Raw genomic sequence first — 19,629 nt, forward strand, 5'->3', positions numbered from 1 at the left:
TGGCAATGGTGGTGGATGGGGCTTAGGAATGAAGCAAGGAAATCAAAATTAATAAAAGTAAATAATACCGTAGAATGTTAATTCTACGGTATTATTTATTGTTGGTAAGTTGAAAATGGAAAGCAAAGATAAGGTGTTTTGATAAATTTTTGTTTTAGGATAATAATCTATCCCAAGTGTTTTTTCCTACAATTCCATCTGCCACTAATTTATTATTTTGCTGATAGGTCTTAACAAGGCGTGCAGTTTCATTTCCATAAATGCCATCAATAGAGGCTCCAGTTCTCCACTGAATATATCTTATAGCTGTTTTGTACCCCATAGAATTAATGCTACATAAGGGCCTTTCCATAATACTTTTAACTGCAGATAATATTTCAGGTCCACACATGCCATACATAGAAAGATTAAGTATGTCCTGAAGCTTTTTAATTGCGCTTATGGTTAGTGGACCAATGAATCCATCCATAGATAAAGTATTATTATTTGTGTCTCTTATTTTCATAAGGTTTAAACACTTTTGCAAATACTTAATGTCTTCTGAAGAATTGTTTTTAGAGATTTCAGATCTAGGAGCATCATAAATATAAAGCTTATTTTCTTCAATTATAGAGATAAGCTTTTTAGGGTAATCAGTATCGGTACAATAACCTGAATTATAAACGTTCTGGCAGGCCTCCTTGTAGTCTTTAGATGTTATTACAGATTTGTACCTAGTGAAGCTTAAAAGCTTTCCATGGTCGAGGATGCTATCATCTAGAGAATCATACTTTCTAAATTTGCACACCATGGGGGTTTTGACTCCGTTAATCCATTCATGAGTATTAAGTTCTTGAACTTCATAGCCACAACCATTTGTCCATTTGATTCCGAAGATATTATTACCTTTAACGACATTTCAGAAGGAAAGTCCCCAACTTTTATAAGTGGGAGACACATACTATAACAAAAATAAAACTTTAGTGGAAGTCTAAATCTCCTTCTGAAGTCGTTAATTGCAGCTCCGCAGGAGATGATTTGACATATTGGAGCCAGCCTGTTTCGAGTATTGCCTCAGCTATGGTGAGTGAGGGGAGAATGTTGTATTTTTCATAGGATAGTAATGCTCCTGGGATCAGGGATTTTATTATTTGGGTTTTGTTCATGGGTGATTCCTCCTTTGGGGTTTTAACGACATTTCAGAAGGAAGGTCACCTATTTATATAAGTGGGTGCCACATACTATAGCAGAGAAGAAATATTAGTGGGAATATAAATTTCCTTCTGAAGTCGTTAATATTACAACACCTGCGGTGATGATTTAACTTATATATATGGAGGAGGGGGAGAGGTTTTTTAGATTTGGAGAAGATTTTTTTATTTTGGGTAAGATAGTTTATTAGATAAATATAATAATAAAATATACAGCATCGAATTTGATGATTTAAGATAAGATACAATAGGTAATTTGAAAAGAAATAAGACTATATATTATAAAAACTTGAAATTTTAGGTAATACAGAGTAAGATTAAATCAAATAAAGTTACAATAAACCAAATTAAACTACAAATATTTACAATAAAGTTGGCAATTTGAATTTATATATGAAATATACAAACTCTTGAATGTGCAAAGTTTGGCCACTTTAATTCAAGAGTTCAATAAATCAGATACATTCTCTAGGAGAGAATTATATCTTTAGATATTTAATTAAGTATATATATTTATTTTAATATATATATTCATTGTAGTCAATACAGTGTATATTAAATATTTAATAGATATTTTTAAAAGTTCTCCTAGTGGTTATACAGAAAAAGGGGGGCTTATTTTGTTGCTGAAAATTTTTATTTGATAATTTAAATGAAATTATCAAAAATTCAACAGAAGTGTCCATTGAAAAGGTGTTTAATAGCGCGCAGCTAATATAAACGTAGACACAAATAGAACTTTTATATTTAAATAATGATGAATATATTGGTATTACAATTTTAAAAAGGGATGGATGGTTGAGTTATCATTACAAAATAGACGAGCTTAAAGCCGGTATAATAAGTATGAGATGTTTTTAGTAATAGGGGGCAATGCAAATGAATGTGCTAATAGTAGAGGATAATAAAATACAAAGGAAAAGTTTAAAAAAGACTATACAACAAATAGATAAAGATATAAATATATATGAGTCAGAAGATAAAGATGAAGCTTTAGAGATTACAAATGATAATAATATAGATATATTTTATATAGATATTACTTTAAAGAATTCTTCAGGATTAGATTTTGCAATGGAGCTAAGACAAATACCTAGATACGAATTTAGTTTTATTATTTTCTTAACAACGCATGTTGAATATATAACTCAAGCATTTAAACAAGTGCATTGTTATGACTATATCTTAAAACCTTATGACATAGCTGATGTAGTAAATATGACAAAACGTTTTACATTATACGGTAACAGTGTAAAGGATACCCCAAAAGACAAGAGCTATGTGGTATTTGAAATTAGAAAAGGCATTTATGTAAAAATATATGTTGATGAAATAATTTTTATAGAAGTGCAGCTTCGAATACGTATGATACATACAGTAAATGGTGTTTACAAAGTTAATAATTTAGCACTAAAGAACATTCTTAAGCTTATAAACTGTGACAATATAATTCAGTGCCATAAATCATTTGCTGTGAACATTAACAATATAAGTAAAGTAGAGAGTATAGATAGTAAATTGAGTGAAATTTACTTTGAAAATTATGATAAAAATGCTCTTTTAGGTTACAAATTCAAAAATACAATAATGGAACGATTTCAATAATTATAAAAAATTGAATTTGTTATGAAATGGAGTGTATTAAATGCTAGATGTATTAAAGGAATCTTCGGTTAACTTCATTGAATTGACTGTGATTATGGTATTATGGTCAAAGTTTTATTTGAAAAATAAAACTGATTGGTTTAAAAATTTATTCGTAATTGTGATAAGTTCGTGCATAGTGGTTATGACGATGAATATAAGTATTTATTTGAATCTACTTATTAGATATTTAAGTATAATATTTTTAATTAAATTTATTTATAATAAATCTTTTATTAAGACATTAATGCAATTTATTGTGATTATTTGTATAAATATAGTAACGCAGATAAGTATTATTGCTTTTGTGAAGTTAATTGGATTTACATATTCAGATAAATTTATATTGAATATTACTATTATTATATTTGAATTAATTTTTATCATTGCCATATTAAGATGCAATTTTAGTACAAAAATAAGGAGTTTAGTTGAGTTAGAGTCTAAGATAATATATTATTTTATAATTAATTTAGGTCTATGTATATTATTTTCTAAATTTATATGGGCATATAATAAAAATATAATATTGAATAACTTGATAATATATATTTTAATTGTATCCTTGATGTTATCATTAAATATATTTTTATACTATTATATAGCTAAAATAAGTGAAGATAAAAAGGTTGCAGAATTGCAAAATAAGTATAATCCTATATTAATTGATATAGTAGAAGAGACAAGACGGAAACAGCATGATTTTAAAAATTATTTAAATACCATAAATGCAATAGTAGAAGTAGCAAGTGAAAATGAAGTTAAGCATGAATTAAAGAAGTATATTACGTCATTGAAAAATTCAAATAATAGTATAGAAGATATAGTATATATAGATAATATTATAATTAAAGCTATAATATATAATAAAATGTGTGAAGCAGATAGATTAAATATAAAATTTTTATTTAATGTGACGAATAATTCATTAGAAAATAGTTTAAATGATTATGAAATTTCTGATATACTAAATAATCTATTAGATAATGCTTTTCAATCCCTTGCAAATAGTAATATTGAGAAGGTGGTTATATTAAATATATGTGTAGAAGGAAATATTAATATTGTAGAGGTTAGAAATAGTGGAATAACAATAAAACCAGATACTATAGAAAACATATTCGAAAGAGGGTTTTCTACTAAAAAAGGGGAAAATAGAGGATATGGACTTTATAATATAAAAAAAATAGCTGAAAAAAACGGCAGTGATGTTCAGCTATTCTTTGAGGACAATTATACTGTTTTTAAAATATTATTTAAGCAAACTTTTAGGAGGCGTAGGCTCTCCAATTAAGCCAAAACAATTTATATTACTTATAAGTCCAGCTACAGCTATTAAGAATAGACCCATTATATTTACTACTGATTTTGATTTAATTTTCATAATCATACTCCTTTCTAGTTAGTAAGAATTGAATTACCTCTAATATAATTGTTAAAAATCCACAGTTTAAATAAGTTGATGAGTTTATGTAAAACAATAAAATGCTAAACCAAAATATAGTTACGAAGATGGAGATTAGTTTTATAATCCATCTTCTTTTTTTGCTTTTAATAGGCCTTTTTTTGTTTAAAAATGGGGCATAAATTGCAACTATAAATATACTCAATGCTGAAATTGTATAATAAAACAGAACATTAAATATAGGGAGTAGTGGACCTATCAATGAGGTTATTAAAAATAATATTGTTGAATATAACAAACATTTTAATGTAGTGTCGCAGTGATATCCACCTACAAAGCTTCTAAGGGTAAATAAAATCATCATTGAAAATAAAAGATAATTTATTTTTCCTAGTATTAAAAATAAACTTATTAATATTGCTATTTTGAATGTTTCACCTATAACTGCTTGTAATGCATAGTTTATTTTTTCTAAATCTTCATCTGTTTTAATATTGCTATTTTCTTTTATATATAGTGTCATTTTGTTAGATAAAATACTTATCATTTTAATCACCTTTAACAATTTATTATTTATAAAATAACATAAAAAATAAAATATGTAAATAAATATGTTGTAAAAAGCAAAAAAATGGTTATAAACGGAACATTATAAAAATATATGACATTCATGAACGAAAATATACGTTATAAGGCGTTTGTATTGTTTTATCTTGAAAAATTAGTAATATATACATTGTAAGGATTCTTACAACAAGTGGTCGTTCAATTAGAATATGAAATTCGGTTTAATTATACAAGGCTTACATTAAAAAAACATATTACAATACAAGTTATACGGAAAAATACTTATGAATTGTTTAAATTGTTAGGAGAAGTAATAATTATGCATACAGTCAAAAAAATTCATAAAGCGAAGTTGTTTTTTGAAAATATTATTAAAATAATAAAGATATCATGGAACTGTTCTAAATCAATAATGATTTCTTGTGTAATTTTAAGCATATTACTTGGTAGTATTGTTCCTTTAATACTAATAATATGGAAGAACTTCATTAACGAAGCAGCATTAATTTTATCCGGTAATTCACATAATTTCAATAAGGCAATAATATGGATAATATTGCATTTTATTGCTACGAGTTTAGATGGTTTTCTTAGAAAGCTTTTATCATACTTAACTAAAATACATGCAGATTATTTAAACAAATATACATCTGATTTAATCATGGAAAAAATTTCAAAACTGGATATGGAAAAATTTGATAATCCGAGTATATATAATGATATACAAAAAATAAATAATGAGTCAGTTTCACGTTCCATAAGTATTTTAAATGGAATTGTAAGTTTTATAAAAAATATAACGATTTTATTAGGAACTATAAGCATATTTTTTATGTTTAATCCTATAATTATAATTTTATGTTTTATCTCAGTCATACCAATGTTTTTTGTAAGAATAAGAATTTTAAAAAAACAGTTTTCTTTATATAACGGAAGGCTTGAACAATTAAGATTAGTATTATATTTGAAATCATTTTTTATAAAGAATGAAAATGTAAAAGAAATGAAAATATATGGTATAGGTAAATATTTTAAAAATATTATTTTAAATATTTATCAAGAATATATAGAAGAAGATAAAAAAATAAGAAAAAAATTTTTGAAAGAGCTTACTATTACAGATATATTAGAGAATACTATTTCTTATGGTTTCAAAATATATATTTTTCTAGTTACAATAAAGAAAAAATACGGAATTGGAGATTTAACAATGTATATTGTCTCAATTCAAAGATTTCAATCTTCTATTGAAGAAATATTAGATACTATTTCTGAATTATATGAGGACAACCTTTATATAAATAGCTTATTTGTATTGTTAGATTTAAAAGAAGAGCAAGAAGAAAAAAATAACTGCGATAAAATAATGTTCAATTATGATTTTGAAATAATCGAATTTAAAAATGTTTGGTTTAGATATCCTAATACAAAAGAATATGTTTTAAAAAATGTGAATTTGGAAATAAAATCAAAAAATGTTTATTCATTTGTAGGCCTTAACGGTTCAGGTAAAACAACTTTAATTAAGTTATTAATTGGATTATATTATCCAACAAAAGGTGAGATTAATATAGATGGTATCAATATTAAGAACTACGATAAAGAATCTATTTATAAAAATGTTAGTGCCATATTTCAAGACTTTATAAAATTCCCATTAGCCGTTAAAGAGAATATTGGATTAGGTGATATTCTTAATATTAATAATATAGACGTTATTAAAAATTCAGCTTATAAATCTGGCGCTAATAAGTTTATTGAGCAACTACCTCAAAAATACGAAACACGTCTTCAAAAAGAATGGACAGGTGGGGTTGATTTATCTCTTGGGCAATGGCAAAAATTAGCTATAGCTAGGGCTTTTATGAGGGATAGCACTATATTAGTACTCGATGAACCAACAGCATCACTGGATGCATTTGCTGAATATGAAATATTTAAAACATTTAGAGAGGGAGTTAAAGGGAAAACATGTATATTAATAGCTCATAGATTTTCAACCGTTAAATTAGCTGATAAAATTTTCGTTATTAAAGATGGCGAAATAATTGAAGAGGGATCTCATGAAAAATTGATAGAAATAAAGGGTGAATATTATAGTTTATATAAAATGCAAGCTGAAGCATATTCTTAGATAATTAAATTTAATTATAGATATAAAAGGAGGAGTAAAGTTGGAAAAGTTAAATGAAGCTAAAGATACTACACAATTATTAAAAAATTTATTCAAATTAAAAGAAACAGGTCAAATACTTAGGGTGGGGAAATTATTTAATACGAATAAAAATAATTATTTTTACGATACAGGTACTGGAAAAGTGCTATTGATAGATGATAATATCTTTAAAATATTTAATATTTTATTTAACGAAGAAGATAAAACTACATACGAAGAATTTAAATTATCTTTAAATGAAAATTTATCAGAATCGGTTGATGAATTAATGCAATCAATTAAAAAAGAAAACATTTTACTTGCACCATTAATGGATAGATTATATAGTTATAACCATTATGAAAATTTAGAAAATAAGGTTAATAATGAACTAGAGCAAATCATTTTAGAATTAACAGGACGATGCAATTTAAGATGTGGGTACTGTATTTACAATGATGATTATGAAGAGAATAGAAATTTTAATGAAGATGATATGTCAAAAGATTTAGCAAAGAAAGTAATTGATTATGCTAAAGAATGTGCAACGGACGAAGGAATTGCAATCTGTTTTTATGGTGGAGAACCTTTACTAAAATTTGATTTATTAAAATGGTGTATAGATTATACTAATAAAATATTCGGTGATAAAAAACATTCTTTTGCAATGACTACAAATTTAACTCTAGTTACTAAAGAAATAGCGGAATTTTTAGCTTCTGTAGATGGCATGAGTGTTCTCTGTAGCTTAGATGGACCAGAAAATGTTCAAAATGCTTATAGAAAATATAGTACTGGAGTGGGGTCATTTAATGAGGCTGTAAGAGGATTGAAATATTTAGTAGATGCATTTAAAGATAATGCTAAAAATAAAATTGCTGTAAATGCAGTTTTTGCTCCACCATATACTTTTGAAAAATTGGCTGAAATCAATAAATTCTTCAAAGGATTAGACTGGTTACACAAAGAAACTAGAATCACTATTGATTATGTTGCAAGTGGAAGTGTATCTGATAAAGAGCATATAAATGAACTTATGAATAACCCTAAATATAGAAAAAATGGACAAGACATTATAGATCCTTTAGGAGATTGGCAAACACAACTATTTGATAAGTATTCAGATAGTACAGGAAAAACACCATACTCATCTGATGGCAATATTAATAGGAAATTATTAAAAATTCATAATAGAATGCTATCAGATAAGCCTGTAGATTTTTACCCTTTTAATTCATGTTGTGTTCCAGGGTCTAGGCGACTTTATGTAAATACAAAAGGAGAATTTTCTGTATGTGAAAGAATTGGAAAAGCTCCTAATATAGGAAATGTTTTTGATGGTATTAACTTTAATGAATTGAAAAAACATTATATAGATGAGTATTCAAATAATTCTATAGGTGAATGCTCAAAGTGTTGGGCTGCAAGGATATGTGGCATATGTTATGTATCGATTGTTGAGGATGGGATTAACAAAGAAGTAAAGGCCATAGCATGTGATGCAGCAAGACGAGATACAGAAAGAAGTTTAGTTATGTATCATTCAATATTAGAGAATAATCCAGAAAAATTAGAAAGTTTAAATAGTATAATTACTTCTTAAGAGTTTACTTAGTTATTAATCTGTTTTTCATAATCCAATTTGGAAATGAACAATAGATATAAATATAAAATCACTAAAATTTAAGGGGGAAAATAACATGATAAAAGTTGTAAATCCATTTAACAAGAAAGCCGAAGAATTATATACTGCCGCAAACTGGGGGTGCAGTTGCAAATGTTACACAGATGATAGTAATAATGAGGGTAAGGGATGGACAGTCTTTTCACCAACTTCAAAGTGTGGATGTAATTGTCAGTATAACAACCCAGATAATAAAACTGAGAATCAAGCTATGGATAAAGCCAGAGGATAAAAGCAGATAGTATTTTTAAGTTTTTGAAAAGGATTAAAAAGGATTTTAAATTAGTTTAAGTCCTTTTTAATTTACTTTAATAGGAGATTTCATGAATAAAAACAATGAATTAATAGGGTCTTTAAAAAATGGATTGACATATTACCTTAGTAAAAATAAATTTAAGAAGAATGCTCAATTATTTTTAATAATTAAAGCTGGATCAATTAATGAAAATAAAAAAGAGAATGGAATAGCTCATTTATTAGAACATATGTGTTTATCTTATGAAAAATACTGCAATGATGGTGAGTTTTTAAAAAATAACTTAATAAATATAGAACCAAATCAATTTGATTATAGTGGATATACAGATTTTGATAAAACTGTTTTGTGTATAAAAAGTAGAGAAAATAATTGCTATACTATTATGGATGGAATTTGTATTTTAAGTGAAATAGTAAAGGGGAATATCTTAAAAGAAGATATTTTTGAAACTATAAAAAGAGATGTTATAGATGAGTGTAATCATTTCAGAGAAGAAAATTTACTAAAAGAAAAGATGGTATCTTTTCTTACAAATAATAAAATAACAAATCTGCCTATGGGAAATATAGATGACATATCTAATATGAAGTTTCAAGATTTATTAAGATTTCATAATGAAAATTTTATACCTAGTGAAGTAGGCATAATAATACAAGGAAACATAAATTTAATTAAAACCCAAGAGTTCATAAGTGGAAAATTTGATAGTATAAAAGATAATAAAAAGATAAGAGAAGAAAAACACAATATAAAACATAGTTCTAATGATAGATTATTAATATTAAATGAGAGGAAAAATAAATTTATAGAAATAAAATTTTTCTATAAGTTTTCATCTGCTGAGTTAACTATTAAAGATAAATTAATAAAGTATTTTTTTGAAAATATGATTAAAAATTATGTTGGGTGTAAATTTGAATTATATAACTTAAATATAAAACGATTAGTATGTTCAGATAAAATTATTAAACATGATTTTAAATTTTTCATTTTGAGTTATACCATTGATAAAATAAAAGATTCTGTTGAATACTTTACCAATATAATCAATGAACTTAAAAAAAATGGATTTAATAAAACAGAATATCAGTTAGAAAAAAATAAACTAAAAAATATAATGAAGCAAATATATAATGAAAGCACAATTCCAAGTGTTGATGAAATTTATGAATCCTATTTTTATAATTTTTTATATAATGAACCCATTTTTCAAATCAAAAAAGATTATGATTTGATTTTATCTATTATAGGTAAGATAACTATAGAAGATATTAATAATTTTATGATTTCTTTATTAAACAATTGTTATAATATGATTATCTCACAAAAGGATGATTTTTATAATTAATTTCACAATACATGGGGAGGTAGAAATTTGGAACTTATATTAAATAAAATTGATAAATCTTTTGGTAAAACTGAAATTCTGCATGATATTTCAGTTGCATTTGTTCCAGGTGTGTATGGGTTACTAGGGCCTAATGGTGCAGGTAAAACAACACTTATGAATATAATGACAAATACATTGATGCCAACTCACGGAAATGTTCTATGGAATGGAAAAGATGTACAAGCATGTGGAGAGAAATATAGAGAAATACTAGGGTATCTACCACAGGATGTAGGGTTATATCCTCATTTTACTGCACGTGATTTCCTAAGATATATAGCTACTTTAAAAGGCTTAGATAAAAGAGAAACAGAAGAAAAAATAGAGCGATTAGCAAAAGTTGTTAACTTGTCAGATGTATTAGATAAAAAATGCGGAAAATATTCTGGAGGCATGAAACGTAGATTAGGAGTTGCTCAATCATTATTAAATGATCCCAAGGTACTTATTCTAGACGAGCCTACTGCGGGATTAGACCCCATGGAACGTGTAAGATTTAGAAATATGTTATCAGAAATATCATCAGATAGGATAGTGATTTTATCTACTCACATTGTGTCCGATGTTGATAGAATTGCAAATAACGTAATTTTAATTAATGATGGTAGAATAATTGAAAATAATTCCGCTGAAAAAATTATAAATAATATGCAGGGCAAAGTTTGGGAGAGTACAGTAAGCAATACTGATTTAAATGAAATAGAACGTAAGTATAGAGTGGCAAATGTACAACAAACAAACGATGGAGTTTTAGTTCGAATCATTAATGAAGCAAAACCAACATCCAATGCCGTCAATGTACAAGCTTGCTTAGAGGATGTTTATCTATATTACTTTAACGACATTTCAGAAGGTGGTATCATAAAATGAGATTAATTGCTTTTGAAATACGAAAATTATTTTGTAGTAAAATAACACTAATTACAGTTGCGGCGATTTTAATCATAAGCAGTTGTATGGCTATTTCGGAGAGTCACACTTGGAAAAAACACATAGGTGATGTAGATATATTTAATAAAATGGTGCAGCCCTACGAAGGTAAGATAGATAAAAAATTAGCAAGTGAAATAAATGAGAAGATAGAAAAAAAACAATCCACAAGCTCGGATGGATATGATACTAATAGCAGTTTAAGTTATGAAGAAAGAAGAAAAGAGAGATTTGAAGGTAGCTATTACTCTGCATCAAACAACGCAAAAATGTGGAAATCTGATATATATGAGAATGCTGATATTCCTTATACTGTAACAGGATTAAGTAATTTATGTTCTACACTAGAAGCAAGAGGTCAAAAGGATAGTTACTTATATTCGGATACATTGAAACACGTAAATATGTTAAAAGTAGTCGGAGAACCTGGATATTATAATACTAAAGGGTGGAGTGGGCTTTTTCTATTTATTGCAGATTTACCAGGCATTATATTTATTTCAATCATACTTTTAATGGTGATAAGTCCTATATTTTCAAATGAAAGCAGGAATAATATGCAAAGAATTATTCTTTCTACAAAAAACGGACTACGTAAAATAGTATCAGCTAAAATAATAGCTTCTTTAGTTTTTACAATAGCTTGGGTTACTTTGTTTTATGTGGTAATGTACCTTTTATATTTAATACCATATGGAGCTTTAACGCATGGGAATATACCTTTAAACAGCCTATATGACTATACATATACCCCATATAATTGGACAGTGGTGCAAGCATTAGGAGTAATTTATTTAACAACGCTATTGTCAGCATGTACATTGGCAACTGTATTTTGTTTAATTTCATCATTTCAAAAAAAGAATTTAACAAGTATTGCTTGTGCTTTAATGTTTGTGATTGCTCCTATGTGCATAAGAGATGCTGGTACAATAGCTAATGTATTAATTCTTTTTCCTTCATCAATTATGTCTGGAAAAGTGCTTTTTAATAGTTATATTTCATTTAACATAATGAATACACCTATTATGTATCCAAGTTTGGCAATTATAGTTTTACTACTAACTTCATTAGTAGCAATTCTTCTTACGTTTAAATCTTATAGGCGTAAAATTAAAGCTTAAATGTATTTGCTATTCCTTAACTAATTTTAATAAAGGAAGTGGAGAAGAATGAGATTAATCATTTGGGAAATACGCAAATTACTTTTTAGTAAGCGGACAATAATTGCAACATTAGCTATATTAATTATTAGTATTACTTCAGGTCTATTAGAGGGATACTATTGGAATAGGCAAGTTGAGGATGTAACAGCCTATAATGAAATGGTAAAACCATATGAAGGTAAAATAGATAAAAAGTTGGTTGAATCGGATTTGGGACAATTTTATTATGTAGATCCTAAAGTAGGACCTAAAGAAAGAAGGATATTAACATTTAAAGATGAATATTCTAAAGCTATATTTTCAGCTCAACTGTACAGCAATAAAATAGAAAAAAATAAAAATAAAAATTATAAGTCTACTGTAAGTTATTTAAATAATTTATGTAGCACTTTAGAAAAAACAGGAAAAAAAGATAGCTATTTATATAAAGATTCATCAAAAAATTTGAAAATGATAAGTTCTGCAGGCGAACCAGGCTATTATAACAATGAGGGATGGCAGTTAGTTTATGTATTTCTCACGGCCACAAAAGGTATCTTCTTAATGTTAATAGCAATAATAGTAGTTATCACTCCTATTTTTTCAGAGGAAAATGATAATAATATGGAAAGAATTATTCTTTCTACAAAAATGGGGCGTGGTAAATTTATAGCAGCCAAGATAGTAACATCATTTATGTTTGTTATATCATGGATAACAATATATTATTTATGTAATACTCTTGTACGCTTAATTCCATACAAAAACTTAAATTTTGAAAATATACCATTAAACAGCATAAGAGGTTATTGGTTTACACCTTTTAATTTGACAGTATTACAAGGACTCGGCATTAGTTATATAACAACTATTTTATCAGCATTGGCATTAACAGCTGTATTTTGTGCAATATCAGCATGGCAAAAAAATAGTATTGTAAGTTTTGCATTGGGAGTCGGGATTTCATTAGGCACAGTATTTATAAGTGGAAATGAAGTTGTACATAAAATTGTATCCCTATGGCCTTCAATAACTATATCAAGCGGAGAGCTTTTTAGTAATTATAAGTCTTATAATATCTTAAATAATCCTGTTCTTTATCCAATATTTGCTGCAGTTGTTTTAATAATGATCTTAATCATAGGAGTTTTATTTACTTATAAAAATTTTTATGGAAAGATAAAAGCTTAAGTGGAATATATTAAGTCCTAGGTTGCCTCCACAGGACTTGTTTTTGTTTTTCTCATCTCATTATTAAAACATTAACCTTTTACAGGGTATTTTGGTGCTAGTAAGCATTTAGTTAAATTTAACTAAATGCTTACCAACCTATATGAATATTAAAAAAAGCAATATTTTGGTGTATTTGTAATAGTGTGTTTCATAATAATTTTAGATTTAGTTTGAAATAATTAATAAATAATTACTCTATTAGTATACCCAGTATACTAAATCTTGATAGTACAACTTCTTTTTAAAGATAGTGTAGTAGTTTTCTTAAGTTTGGGGGTTACCTGCAGCAGCTAACGGTTTTCTCATAAAATAGCGAATCAAAAGTTTTTGGCTAATATTTAAATTTTAAATTTGCTATCTTAATGAAAATGTGAGCTTTATTATGATAGATGCTCTAAGATTTTCACAACAAATGGTAGTTGCTGTGGTCAAGGCTTACGGGTCTTGTGAAAACTCCCAAACTTGAGACATCCCATTTTGGAGTATTCTTCTGTGGTAGGCATAATATAAAAATACGCTAAAAAGACATTTTAGTGTCTTTTTAGCGTATTGAAATTACTTCGAATTTACACGTCACTGGAGTTATTTCTTGAAAAATTCCAATCCAAGCTCCAAATCGCTTTTTTCCATTACTTTTTCTATAGTTCTATTTTTCAATTCATCTGCTAGCGCTAAAATATTAGGTATAACTGTGCTAAGCTCTTGGAGCTGCACTTGAGATGCAGTAAGATCCGCTTCAATTTTAGTTGCTAAGGTTTCTTCATCATGCCATTTAGATATTTGATTTTTATATAAACATATGTAATCTAATTGTTCGCTAAATACCTTAATAACTCTTTCTACTATTTCATAATTCAAAACATATGGTTTAGATTGTGCTTGTAAAAGATTTTTATACTGATTTTTAGCTTCTTCTAGTTGATCAGACAGCATAGGTAGCATACTGATAGGGTGCCAATTTTGTTGCTGTTTTTCCAGTATTTTAGTCCTTTCAAGTACTATATTTTTTATAATATATTCAAAATCTTAATCACTTAACTAAATTTAACTAAATGCTTAACAACATATATAATTCAAGGCTTCATTTAAAAATATGAATGTAATGTTTTATGGAAAAGTGTACATTCATTTAGGTCGTAGCTTTAGAACATTCTGAACTAATTTTCAATTGGTCTTTTGAAATAATGCCAACACCATTGTGCACAAACTAATTCCCAACCTTGTTGTCCTCTCACCCAATCCTCATATAAATACACATTTATATTCATATTTTTTCACAGACACCCCCTTTTTTAACCATTGTAATATACTTTATATTTATTTACGACTGATGCGTCATATACGAAGGTTATGAATTAATTTTTATTATCCAATAGTTTCTGGCATAAGTACATTAAACATCCATTTATTATTGCAAGTATAATATAATTAATTAAATTATTTTTTAATTTGATAACTTCAAATCCTATAAAAAATGTTAAGACAATACTCGAAAAATTTATTAATGCAAATAATTTATTCTTTTTCATATTTTATCCCCTTCATTCGTTAGGATAGTGTTTGCTCCGTATTATTCTACCAATCTGACGTAACTCTTAGGAATATTATACCATTACAAAACCATTTTTTATATTATGTGGCATAATTATAAATTACATAATATATAAAAAATATATTAGTATATTGCTTATTCTTTTACATTACATCAAACTTTAAAAGGTATCTGGGTAGGCTGATTTAAGTGCCCTATAAACAGATTTGTTAAAACATTTTTGGAGCATACTGCTCAGTCCATTTTCATTAAAAACATTTAGAGAGAGGTTTTTCTTTATATCGATTTTTGACAATTTAAGTTTTTCATCTACAAGCCACTTAGTAGCTTCTATGCCTGTCTCTATTGTCCAGTATTGGTTAGGAATTTGTATTAGCTCCTAGGGTTTAATTTTACCGGGATACAGTGCATTTATTGCTTTAAATGGGGAGGCACCATATACTATTTCAAACATCCCACCTAACCCATTTGTAGTAAATGTACTTACTCGAATAAACTTTTTAATATCATTTTCTGACCATTTAAGTTTCTCCTCAATAAGCCATTTGCTAGCATTTATACCTCTCTCTAATGTCCAATAGTTACGAGGACAATTAGACGCGAGTTCCCATTGATTAAATTTGTTTGGATATGTTGAGTCAATTGCATTAAAAAAAGAACCATTGTAAACTCCTTGTAACATTCCCCTTAATCCATTAATCGTGAATATATCTAATGAAATGTATTTTTTAATATCATTATCAGTCCATTTCAATTTTTCTTCAATAAGCCACTTAGTAGCTTCTATACCTGTTTCTACAGTACAATAGTTACGTGGAGATTTAGTAAATTCCCAATTCTTAAATTTATTAGGGTATGTGGTGTTAATTGCCTCATAAGGGGAGGCGTTAAATAACATCTTTAACATACCGTCAAGACCATTTTCCAAGTATTTAAGTTTCTCTTCAATAAGCCATTTAGTAGCCTCTATTCCGGAATCTAGTTCCCAATAATTTTTAGGAACACAGCCTAATTCCCAACTCTTAAATCGGTTTGGATAAGCAGCATTGAATGCTTCAAATGGCGACTGATTATGAACTTGATGAAGCATTCCATTTAATTTACATTCAACGAAAATGCTTTGAGATAACTTTTTCTTAATATCATTAGAAGACCATTTTAAAATTTCTTCTAATAAATATTTAATAATCTCCATTGCATTCTTATCAGCATCTGGTCTCTGCAAAAAATATGCGGGAAATTTCTTTAAATCACCTCTTAAAACCATTTTATAAATTTCTATTGCTGATGATTTATATAAATCATATTTATTTGTTTTTATATTCATAATTAAGCAATCTCCTTTAATGTAACATATTACAATATATTTACTAAATTATAATATATTTGTATATTATAATAAACATAGTTTTAAAATATAAATAATGGCCTTATCATATGTTTCTTGAAGTTAAAAAAAGAATTTATTATCATATCAAATATACATTAAATTTTAGTTGTATTTATAGTAAAAGAATTTATTATTATTTGAAGAGCTATGAGGACACTGGGTGGAGAATAGATAATCTTGACGCACTTAGAGATAAACTTCAATCTCCTAAGAGTTATAAAAAGTATTCTGATTTTAGGCGATTTGCACTAGAACCAGCACATGCTGAGATAAATAGTAACTCGGATATAAAATTTAAATATGAGGAAGTTAAAACTGGAAACAAAGTTATAGCCCTTAAATTTTCAATTAAATCATCAAAATGTGAAGAGGATTCCAAAGAGATTGCCATTGGTATCGATAAAGATCCAGAGATTATAAAGGAAGCTTTGGACAATCTTACTCACTGCCAGTAAATAAAATATTCTATTTAGACTTAGTAGCAGTCAGTAAACTTGTTCAAAGCAAAGCAATTAACTCCCCCTTCCCCCAGGGGTAACAATTCCTACTGCGTTTCCGCAGTAGGAATTGTTTTTTTGTTCTCCTTAACATTATCATTTAAAAAAACTCAACACGTTTTACAGGTATCTTAGGTCTAGTTATAGTTTAAAGTGAATTTAGATTTAGTTTTTAATAATAAAAACACACTTATTCTATTCATATACCTAGCATACTGAGTTTTGATAGTATAAGCGATTTTTCTTTCCACTGAAATAAAGATGGTGTAGTAGTTTTCTTAAATTTCGAGGGTTCCTACATCCGCTAACGGTTTTCTCATAAAATAGCTACTCGTAGGTTTTGGGCCAATGATTTAATTTTTGATTCGCTATTTTAATGAAAACTCGAGCTTTATTATGTGGTTGTTTTAAAGTTTTCACCACAAGTGGTATTTGATGTTTTGAATCAAAATCACTTTAATAAAAAATAATATATACGGATACGCAAATGAGTAATTTAAAGAATTATAATAGTAGTTAGATTTTGCTAAGTACAAGTACAGCTAACATGCTAGATAAATATATTCCTTGCAAACATTAATGTTTACAAATATGTAAACATTAATGTTTGAATATTTGTTTTCTTAAATGAAGATAATTTTGTAGATATAGTTGTAAATACTTATTGTTATGTGTTATCCTACTATTTAATCATCATCTGCGAAGCTGAAATATTAACGACTTAGAAAGATATTTAGGATACCACTGAAGGTTTCTATTTGTCCTAGTATGTGACACTCACTTATAGAAGTGGGAGACGTTAAAAGAGGATATAAATTTATATAGGAAAGCGAGGAAGAACTAAATGAAAAAAATTGCAGTTCTTAATAATAAGGGTGGCGTAGGGAAAAGTACCGTAGCTGTTCAACTAGCACATGGACTTTCAAAATTAGATTTTAAAGTTTTACTTATAGATTTAGATGGTCAAAATGACTCTTCTTTATTTTTAGGAAAAAATGAAAAAGATTATAATAAGACATTCTATGATCTTATTGATAGAAGAAATCCGGCAAAGATTGAAGAATGCATTATTAATGCCCGGGATGGTCTTGATCTCTTGCCAAACAAACATATAGAAGAAATAAATGCAGAATTCCATAGAGAAGCTAGAATTGATTTGTACCTTAACGAAAAGCTTCAAGGACTAAATCAACTTGGCTATGATTATGTAATTATAGATTGTGGTCCACAAAGAACAAAGGTTAATGATGCTGTGTTATGTTATGTAGATCATATAGTTATGCCAGTTCAAGTTGAAGCTGCATCGGTAAGAGCTATTGGTAATATTTATGAGTATCTTAGTGATTTAAGATTAAGTCCTGATATGATTGCTCTTGTAATACCAAATATGTTCGATCAAAGAACAAGGGATGCAAAAGAAAATCTAGATTTTTTAAAAGAGTTTTTCTCAGATAAAGATATTGTAACAGAGCCAATTCATAGAAGAGTAAAAATCACGGAAGCTGGAAAATTGGGAAAAACTGTTTTCGAGTATGACGAAGAAGCTGCCACGCAATTTTTTAAAGTCTTAGAGAGGTTGGTGAAAGAAATTGGCTAATATAAAAGAACAAAATAATTTTGATAAATTGAAAACTGAAATGCTTCAAAAAAAGAAGCAAGCAGAACAAAACAGCGAGATTAAAATGAATGTCATAAGTTCTAATGACATAAATGTTTCTAATAATGAAAACAAAGATGTAAACAAAAGTGTAAACATGCAAAGACAAGGCGTGATAACAATTGCAAAGAAAAAAAGCGAAGAAGATAAACTGATTAGAGCGACTTATTATGTAAGAGGAAGTCAGGATGAAAAACTTGAGAAATTAGCTAAAATGACTGGTAAAGGTAAAAATGAAATTTTAAGAGAATTACTTGATTCTGCTTTAAATATGATTCAAGTGGTTGAAGAATAAAAAGTACTTCCGGGATTTTTTTAATGAGATAAATTAAAACATCTCAATATTTGCTCTCTCAAGGGCATTCCTCTAGGGCCTCGCAAAAATTGAGCTGTTTTAATTTTTATGAAATTATCCCCCAGCCCCAAAGGGGAGCCTCTAGGGTAGTGCTCTGGGGTCAAGGAAGCTTTGGACAATCTTACTCACTGCCCTGAAGTAAAATACTTTATTAAAGTATGTTAACCTATATCTTTTAAATTAGTCTTAACAGCAGTCAGTAAACTTGTCCAAAGCAAAGAAATTAATTCCCCCTTCCCCCAGGGGTAACAAGTCTTGCGGCGCTTCTGCAGGACTTGTTTTTGTCTTCCACACACCATGATTTTAAAAAATTCAATAATTTTTTTTGATATCTTTGTATTGGTTATATTTTATAATAATTTTAGAGTTAGATTTAGTTTTAAATAATTAGTAATTGTAGACTATGCTTATATACTTGGTATACTGGTTTTTCATAGCACAAGTATTTTTTCTTTCCTCAGAAATAAAGATGGTGTAGTGGCTGTCTTAAGTGTAAAGGTTGCCTGCACCAGCTAACGGTTTTCTCATAAAATAGCTACTCGTAGGTTTTTGCCAATGAATTAATTTTAGATACGC

General features: G+C 27.6%; 19 protein-coding genes. 12 read left to right on the top strand and 7 right to left on the bottom strand.

Annotated elements, in window-relative coordinates; translation table 11 throughout:
- Positions 1 to 154 precede the first annotated feature (154 nt).
- Positions 155 to 877 carry a glucosaminidase domain-containing protein gene (locus G9F71_RS27680; RefSeq protein ID WP_224626968.1) on the bottom strand — a complete coding sequence of 241 codons (723 nt, stop codon included), beginning with the start codon at positions 875 to 877 and terminating at the stop codon, positions 155 to 157.
- An 82-nt stretch (positions 878 to 959) separates the two neighbouring features.
- Positions 960 to 1,145: a glucosaminidase domain-containing protein gene (locus tag G9F71_RS26370; protein ID WP_164951984.1), complete on the bottom strand. Its 186-nt coding sequence runs from the start codon at positions 1,143 to 1,145 to the stop codon at positions 960 to 962.
- A 924-nt stretch (positions 1,146 to 2,069) separates the two neighbouring features.
- Between G9F71_RS26370 and G9F71_RS26375 the strand changes: the two genes are divergently transcribed.
- A complete protein-coding gene (locus G9F71_RS26375; RefSeq protein ID WP_318011125.1) occupies positions 2,070 to 2,795 on the top strand; it encodes a LytTR family DNA-binding domain-containing protein in 726 nt (241 codons plus the stop codon).
- Positions 2,796 to 2,835: 40 nt separating this feature from the next.
- Positions 2,836 to 4,128 (top strand): sensor histidine kinase, encoded by a 1,293-nt coding sequence (locus tag G9F71_RS26380; protein ID WP_164951982.1) that lies wholly within the window; start codon positions 2,836 to 2,838, stop codon positions 4,126 to 4,128.
- Here G9F71_RS26380 and G9F71_RS26385 read toward each other — a convergent pair.
- Positions 4,087 to 4,218, bottom strand: coding sequence for an AgrD family cyclic lactone autoinducer peptide (locus tag G9F71_RS26385; protein WP_164951981.1), 132 nt, complete (start codon positions 4,216 to 4,218; stop codon positions 4,087 to 4,089). The two genes, G9F71_RS26380 and G9F71_RS26385, sit on opposite strands and share 42 nt — an antisense overlap.
- Entirely contained in the window at positions 4,208 to 4,786 is a 579-nt protein-coding gene (locus G9F71_RS26390) for an accessory gene regulator ArgB-like protein (RefSeq protein WP_164951980.1), read from the bottom strand. The genes G9F71_RS26385 and G9F71_RS26390 overlap by 11 nt, the downstream gene beginning before the upstream one ends.
- 339 nt (positions 4,787 to 5,125) lie before the next feature.
- Between G9F71_RS26390 and G9F71_RS26395 the strand changes: the two genes are divergently transcribed.
- From G9F71_RS26395 to G9F71_RS26425, 7 genes are all read left to right on the top strand, one after another.
- Positions 5,126 to 6,940, top strand: coding sequence for an ABC transporter ATP-binding protein (locus G9F71_RS26395; RefSeq protein ID WP_164951979.1), 1,815 nt, complete (start codon positions 5,126 to 5,128; stop codon positions 6,938 to 6,940).
- A 40-nt stretch (positions 6,941 to 6,980) separates the two neighbouring features.
- Positions 6,981 to 8,564: a radical SAM protein gene (locus G9F71_RS26400; protein ID WP_164951978.1), complete on the top strand. Its 1,584-nt coding sequence runs from the start codon at positions 6,981 to 6,983 to the stop codon at positions 8,562 to 8,564.
- A 97-nt stretch (positions 8,565 to 8,661) separates the two neighbouring features.
- Positions 8,662 to 8,877 (top strand): hypothetical protein, encoded by a 216-nt coding sequence (locus G9F71_RS26405; RefSeq protein WP_164951977.1) that lies wholly within the window; start codon positions 8,662 to 8,664, stop codon positions 8,875 to 8,877.
- A gap of 91 nt (positions 8,878 to 8,968) precedes the next feature.
- A complete protein-coding gene (locus G9F71_RS26410) occupies positions 8,969 to 10,252 on the top strand; it encodes a M16 family metallopeptidase (protein WP_164951976.1) in 1,284 nt (427 codons plus the stop codon).
- A 27-nt stretch (positions 10,253 to 10,279) separates the two neighbouring features.
- Complete coding sequence (locus G9F71_RS26415) at positions 10,280 to 11,164, top strand: ABC transporter ATP-binding protein (protein ID WP_164951975.1); 885 nt, start codon at positions 10,280 to 10,282, stop codon at positions 11,162 to 11,164.
- Positions 11,161 to 12,348, top strand: coding sequence for an ABC transporter permease subunit (locus tag G9F71_RS26420; RefSeq protein ID WP_164951974.1), 1,188 nt, complete (start codon positions 11,161 to 11,163; stop codon positions 12,346 to 12,348). Before G9F71_RS26415 ends, G9F71_RS26420 begins: the two co-directional genes overlap by 4 nt.
- A gap of 48 nt (positions 12,349 to 12,396) precedes the next feature.
- Positions 12,397 to 13,560, top strand: coding sequence for an ABC transporter permease (locus G9F71_RS26425; protein ID WP_164951973.1), 1,164 nt, complete (start codon positions 12,397 to 12,399; stop codon positions 13,558 to 13,560).
- 624 nt (positions 13,561 to 14,184) lie between these two features.
- On the opposite strand, the gene G9F71_RS26430 is transcribed toward G9F71_RS26425, so the two are convergent.
- The 3 genes from G9F71_RS26430 to G9F71_RS26440 form a co-directional block, all read right to left on the bottom strand.
- Positions 14,185 to 14,535 (bottom strand): hypothetical protein, encoded by a 351-nt coding sequence (locus G9F71_RS26430; protein ID WP_164951972.1) that lies wholly within the window; start codon positions 14,533 to 14,535, stop codon positions 14,185 to 14,187.
- Between the two features lie 422 nt (positions 14,536 to 14,957).
- On the bottom strand, positions 14,958 to 15,131 hold the full coding sequence (locus G9F71_RS26435) for a hypothetical protein (protein ID WP_164951971.1): 174 nt from the start codon (positions 15,129 to 15,131) through the stop codon (positions 14,958 to 14,960).
- Positions 15,132 to 15,533: 402 nt separating this feature from the next.
- Complete coding sequence (locus G9F71_RS26440; protein WP_164951970.1) at positions 15,534 to 16,481, bottom strand: hypothetical protein; 948 nt, start codon at positions 16,479 to 16,481, stop codon at positions 15,534 to 15,536.
- A 200-nt stretch (positions 16,482 to 16,681) separates the two neighbouring features.
- Here G9F71_RS26440 and G9F71_RS26445 point away from each other — a divergent pair, with 200 nt between their 5' ends.
- From G9F71_RS26445 to G9F71_RS26455, 3 genes are all read left to right on the top strand, one after another.
- Positions 16,682 to 16,999, top strand: coding sequence for a hypothetical protein (locus tag G9F71_RS26445; RefSeq protein ID WP_411956143.1), 318 nt, complete (start codon positions 16,682 to 16,684; stop codon positions 16,997 to 16,999).
- 886 nt (positions 17,000 to 17,885) lie between these two features.
- On the top strand, positions 17,886 to 18,638 hold the full coding sequence (locus tag G9F71_RS26450; RefSeq protein ID WP_164951968.1) for a ParA family protein: 753 nt from the start codon (positions 17,886 to 17,888) through the stop codon (positions 18,636 to 18,638).
- Positions 18,639 to 18,666: 28 nt separating this feature from the next.
- Positions 18,667 to 18,993 (top strand): ribbon-helix-helix protein, CopG family, encoded by a 327-nt coding sequence (locus G9F71_RS26455; protein ID WP_224626947.1) that lies wholly within the window; start codon positions 18,667 to 18,669, stop codon positions 18,991 to 18,993.
- The last annotated feature ends 636 nt before the right edge of the window (positions 18,994 to 19,629 follow it).

This window comes from Clostridium sp. FP2, from assembly GCF_011065955.2.
GTDB lineage: Bacteria > Bacillota > Clostridia > Clostridiales > Clostridiaceae > Clostridium_AD > Clostridium_AD tagluense.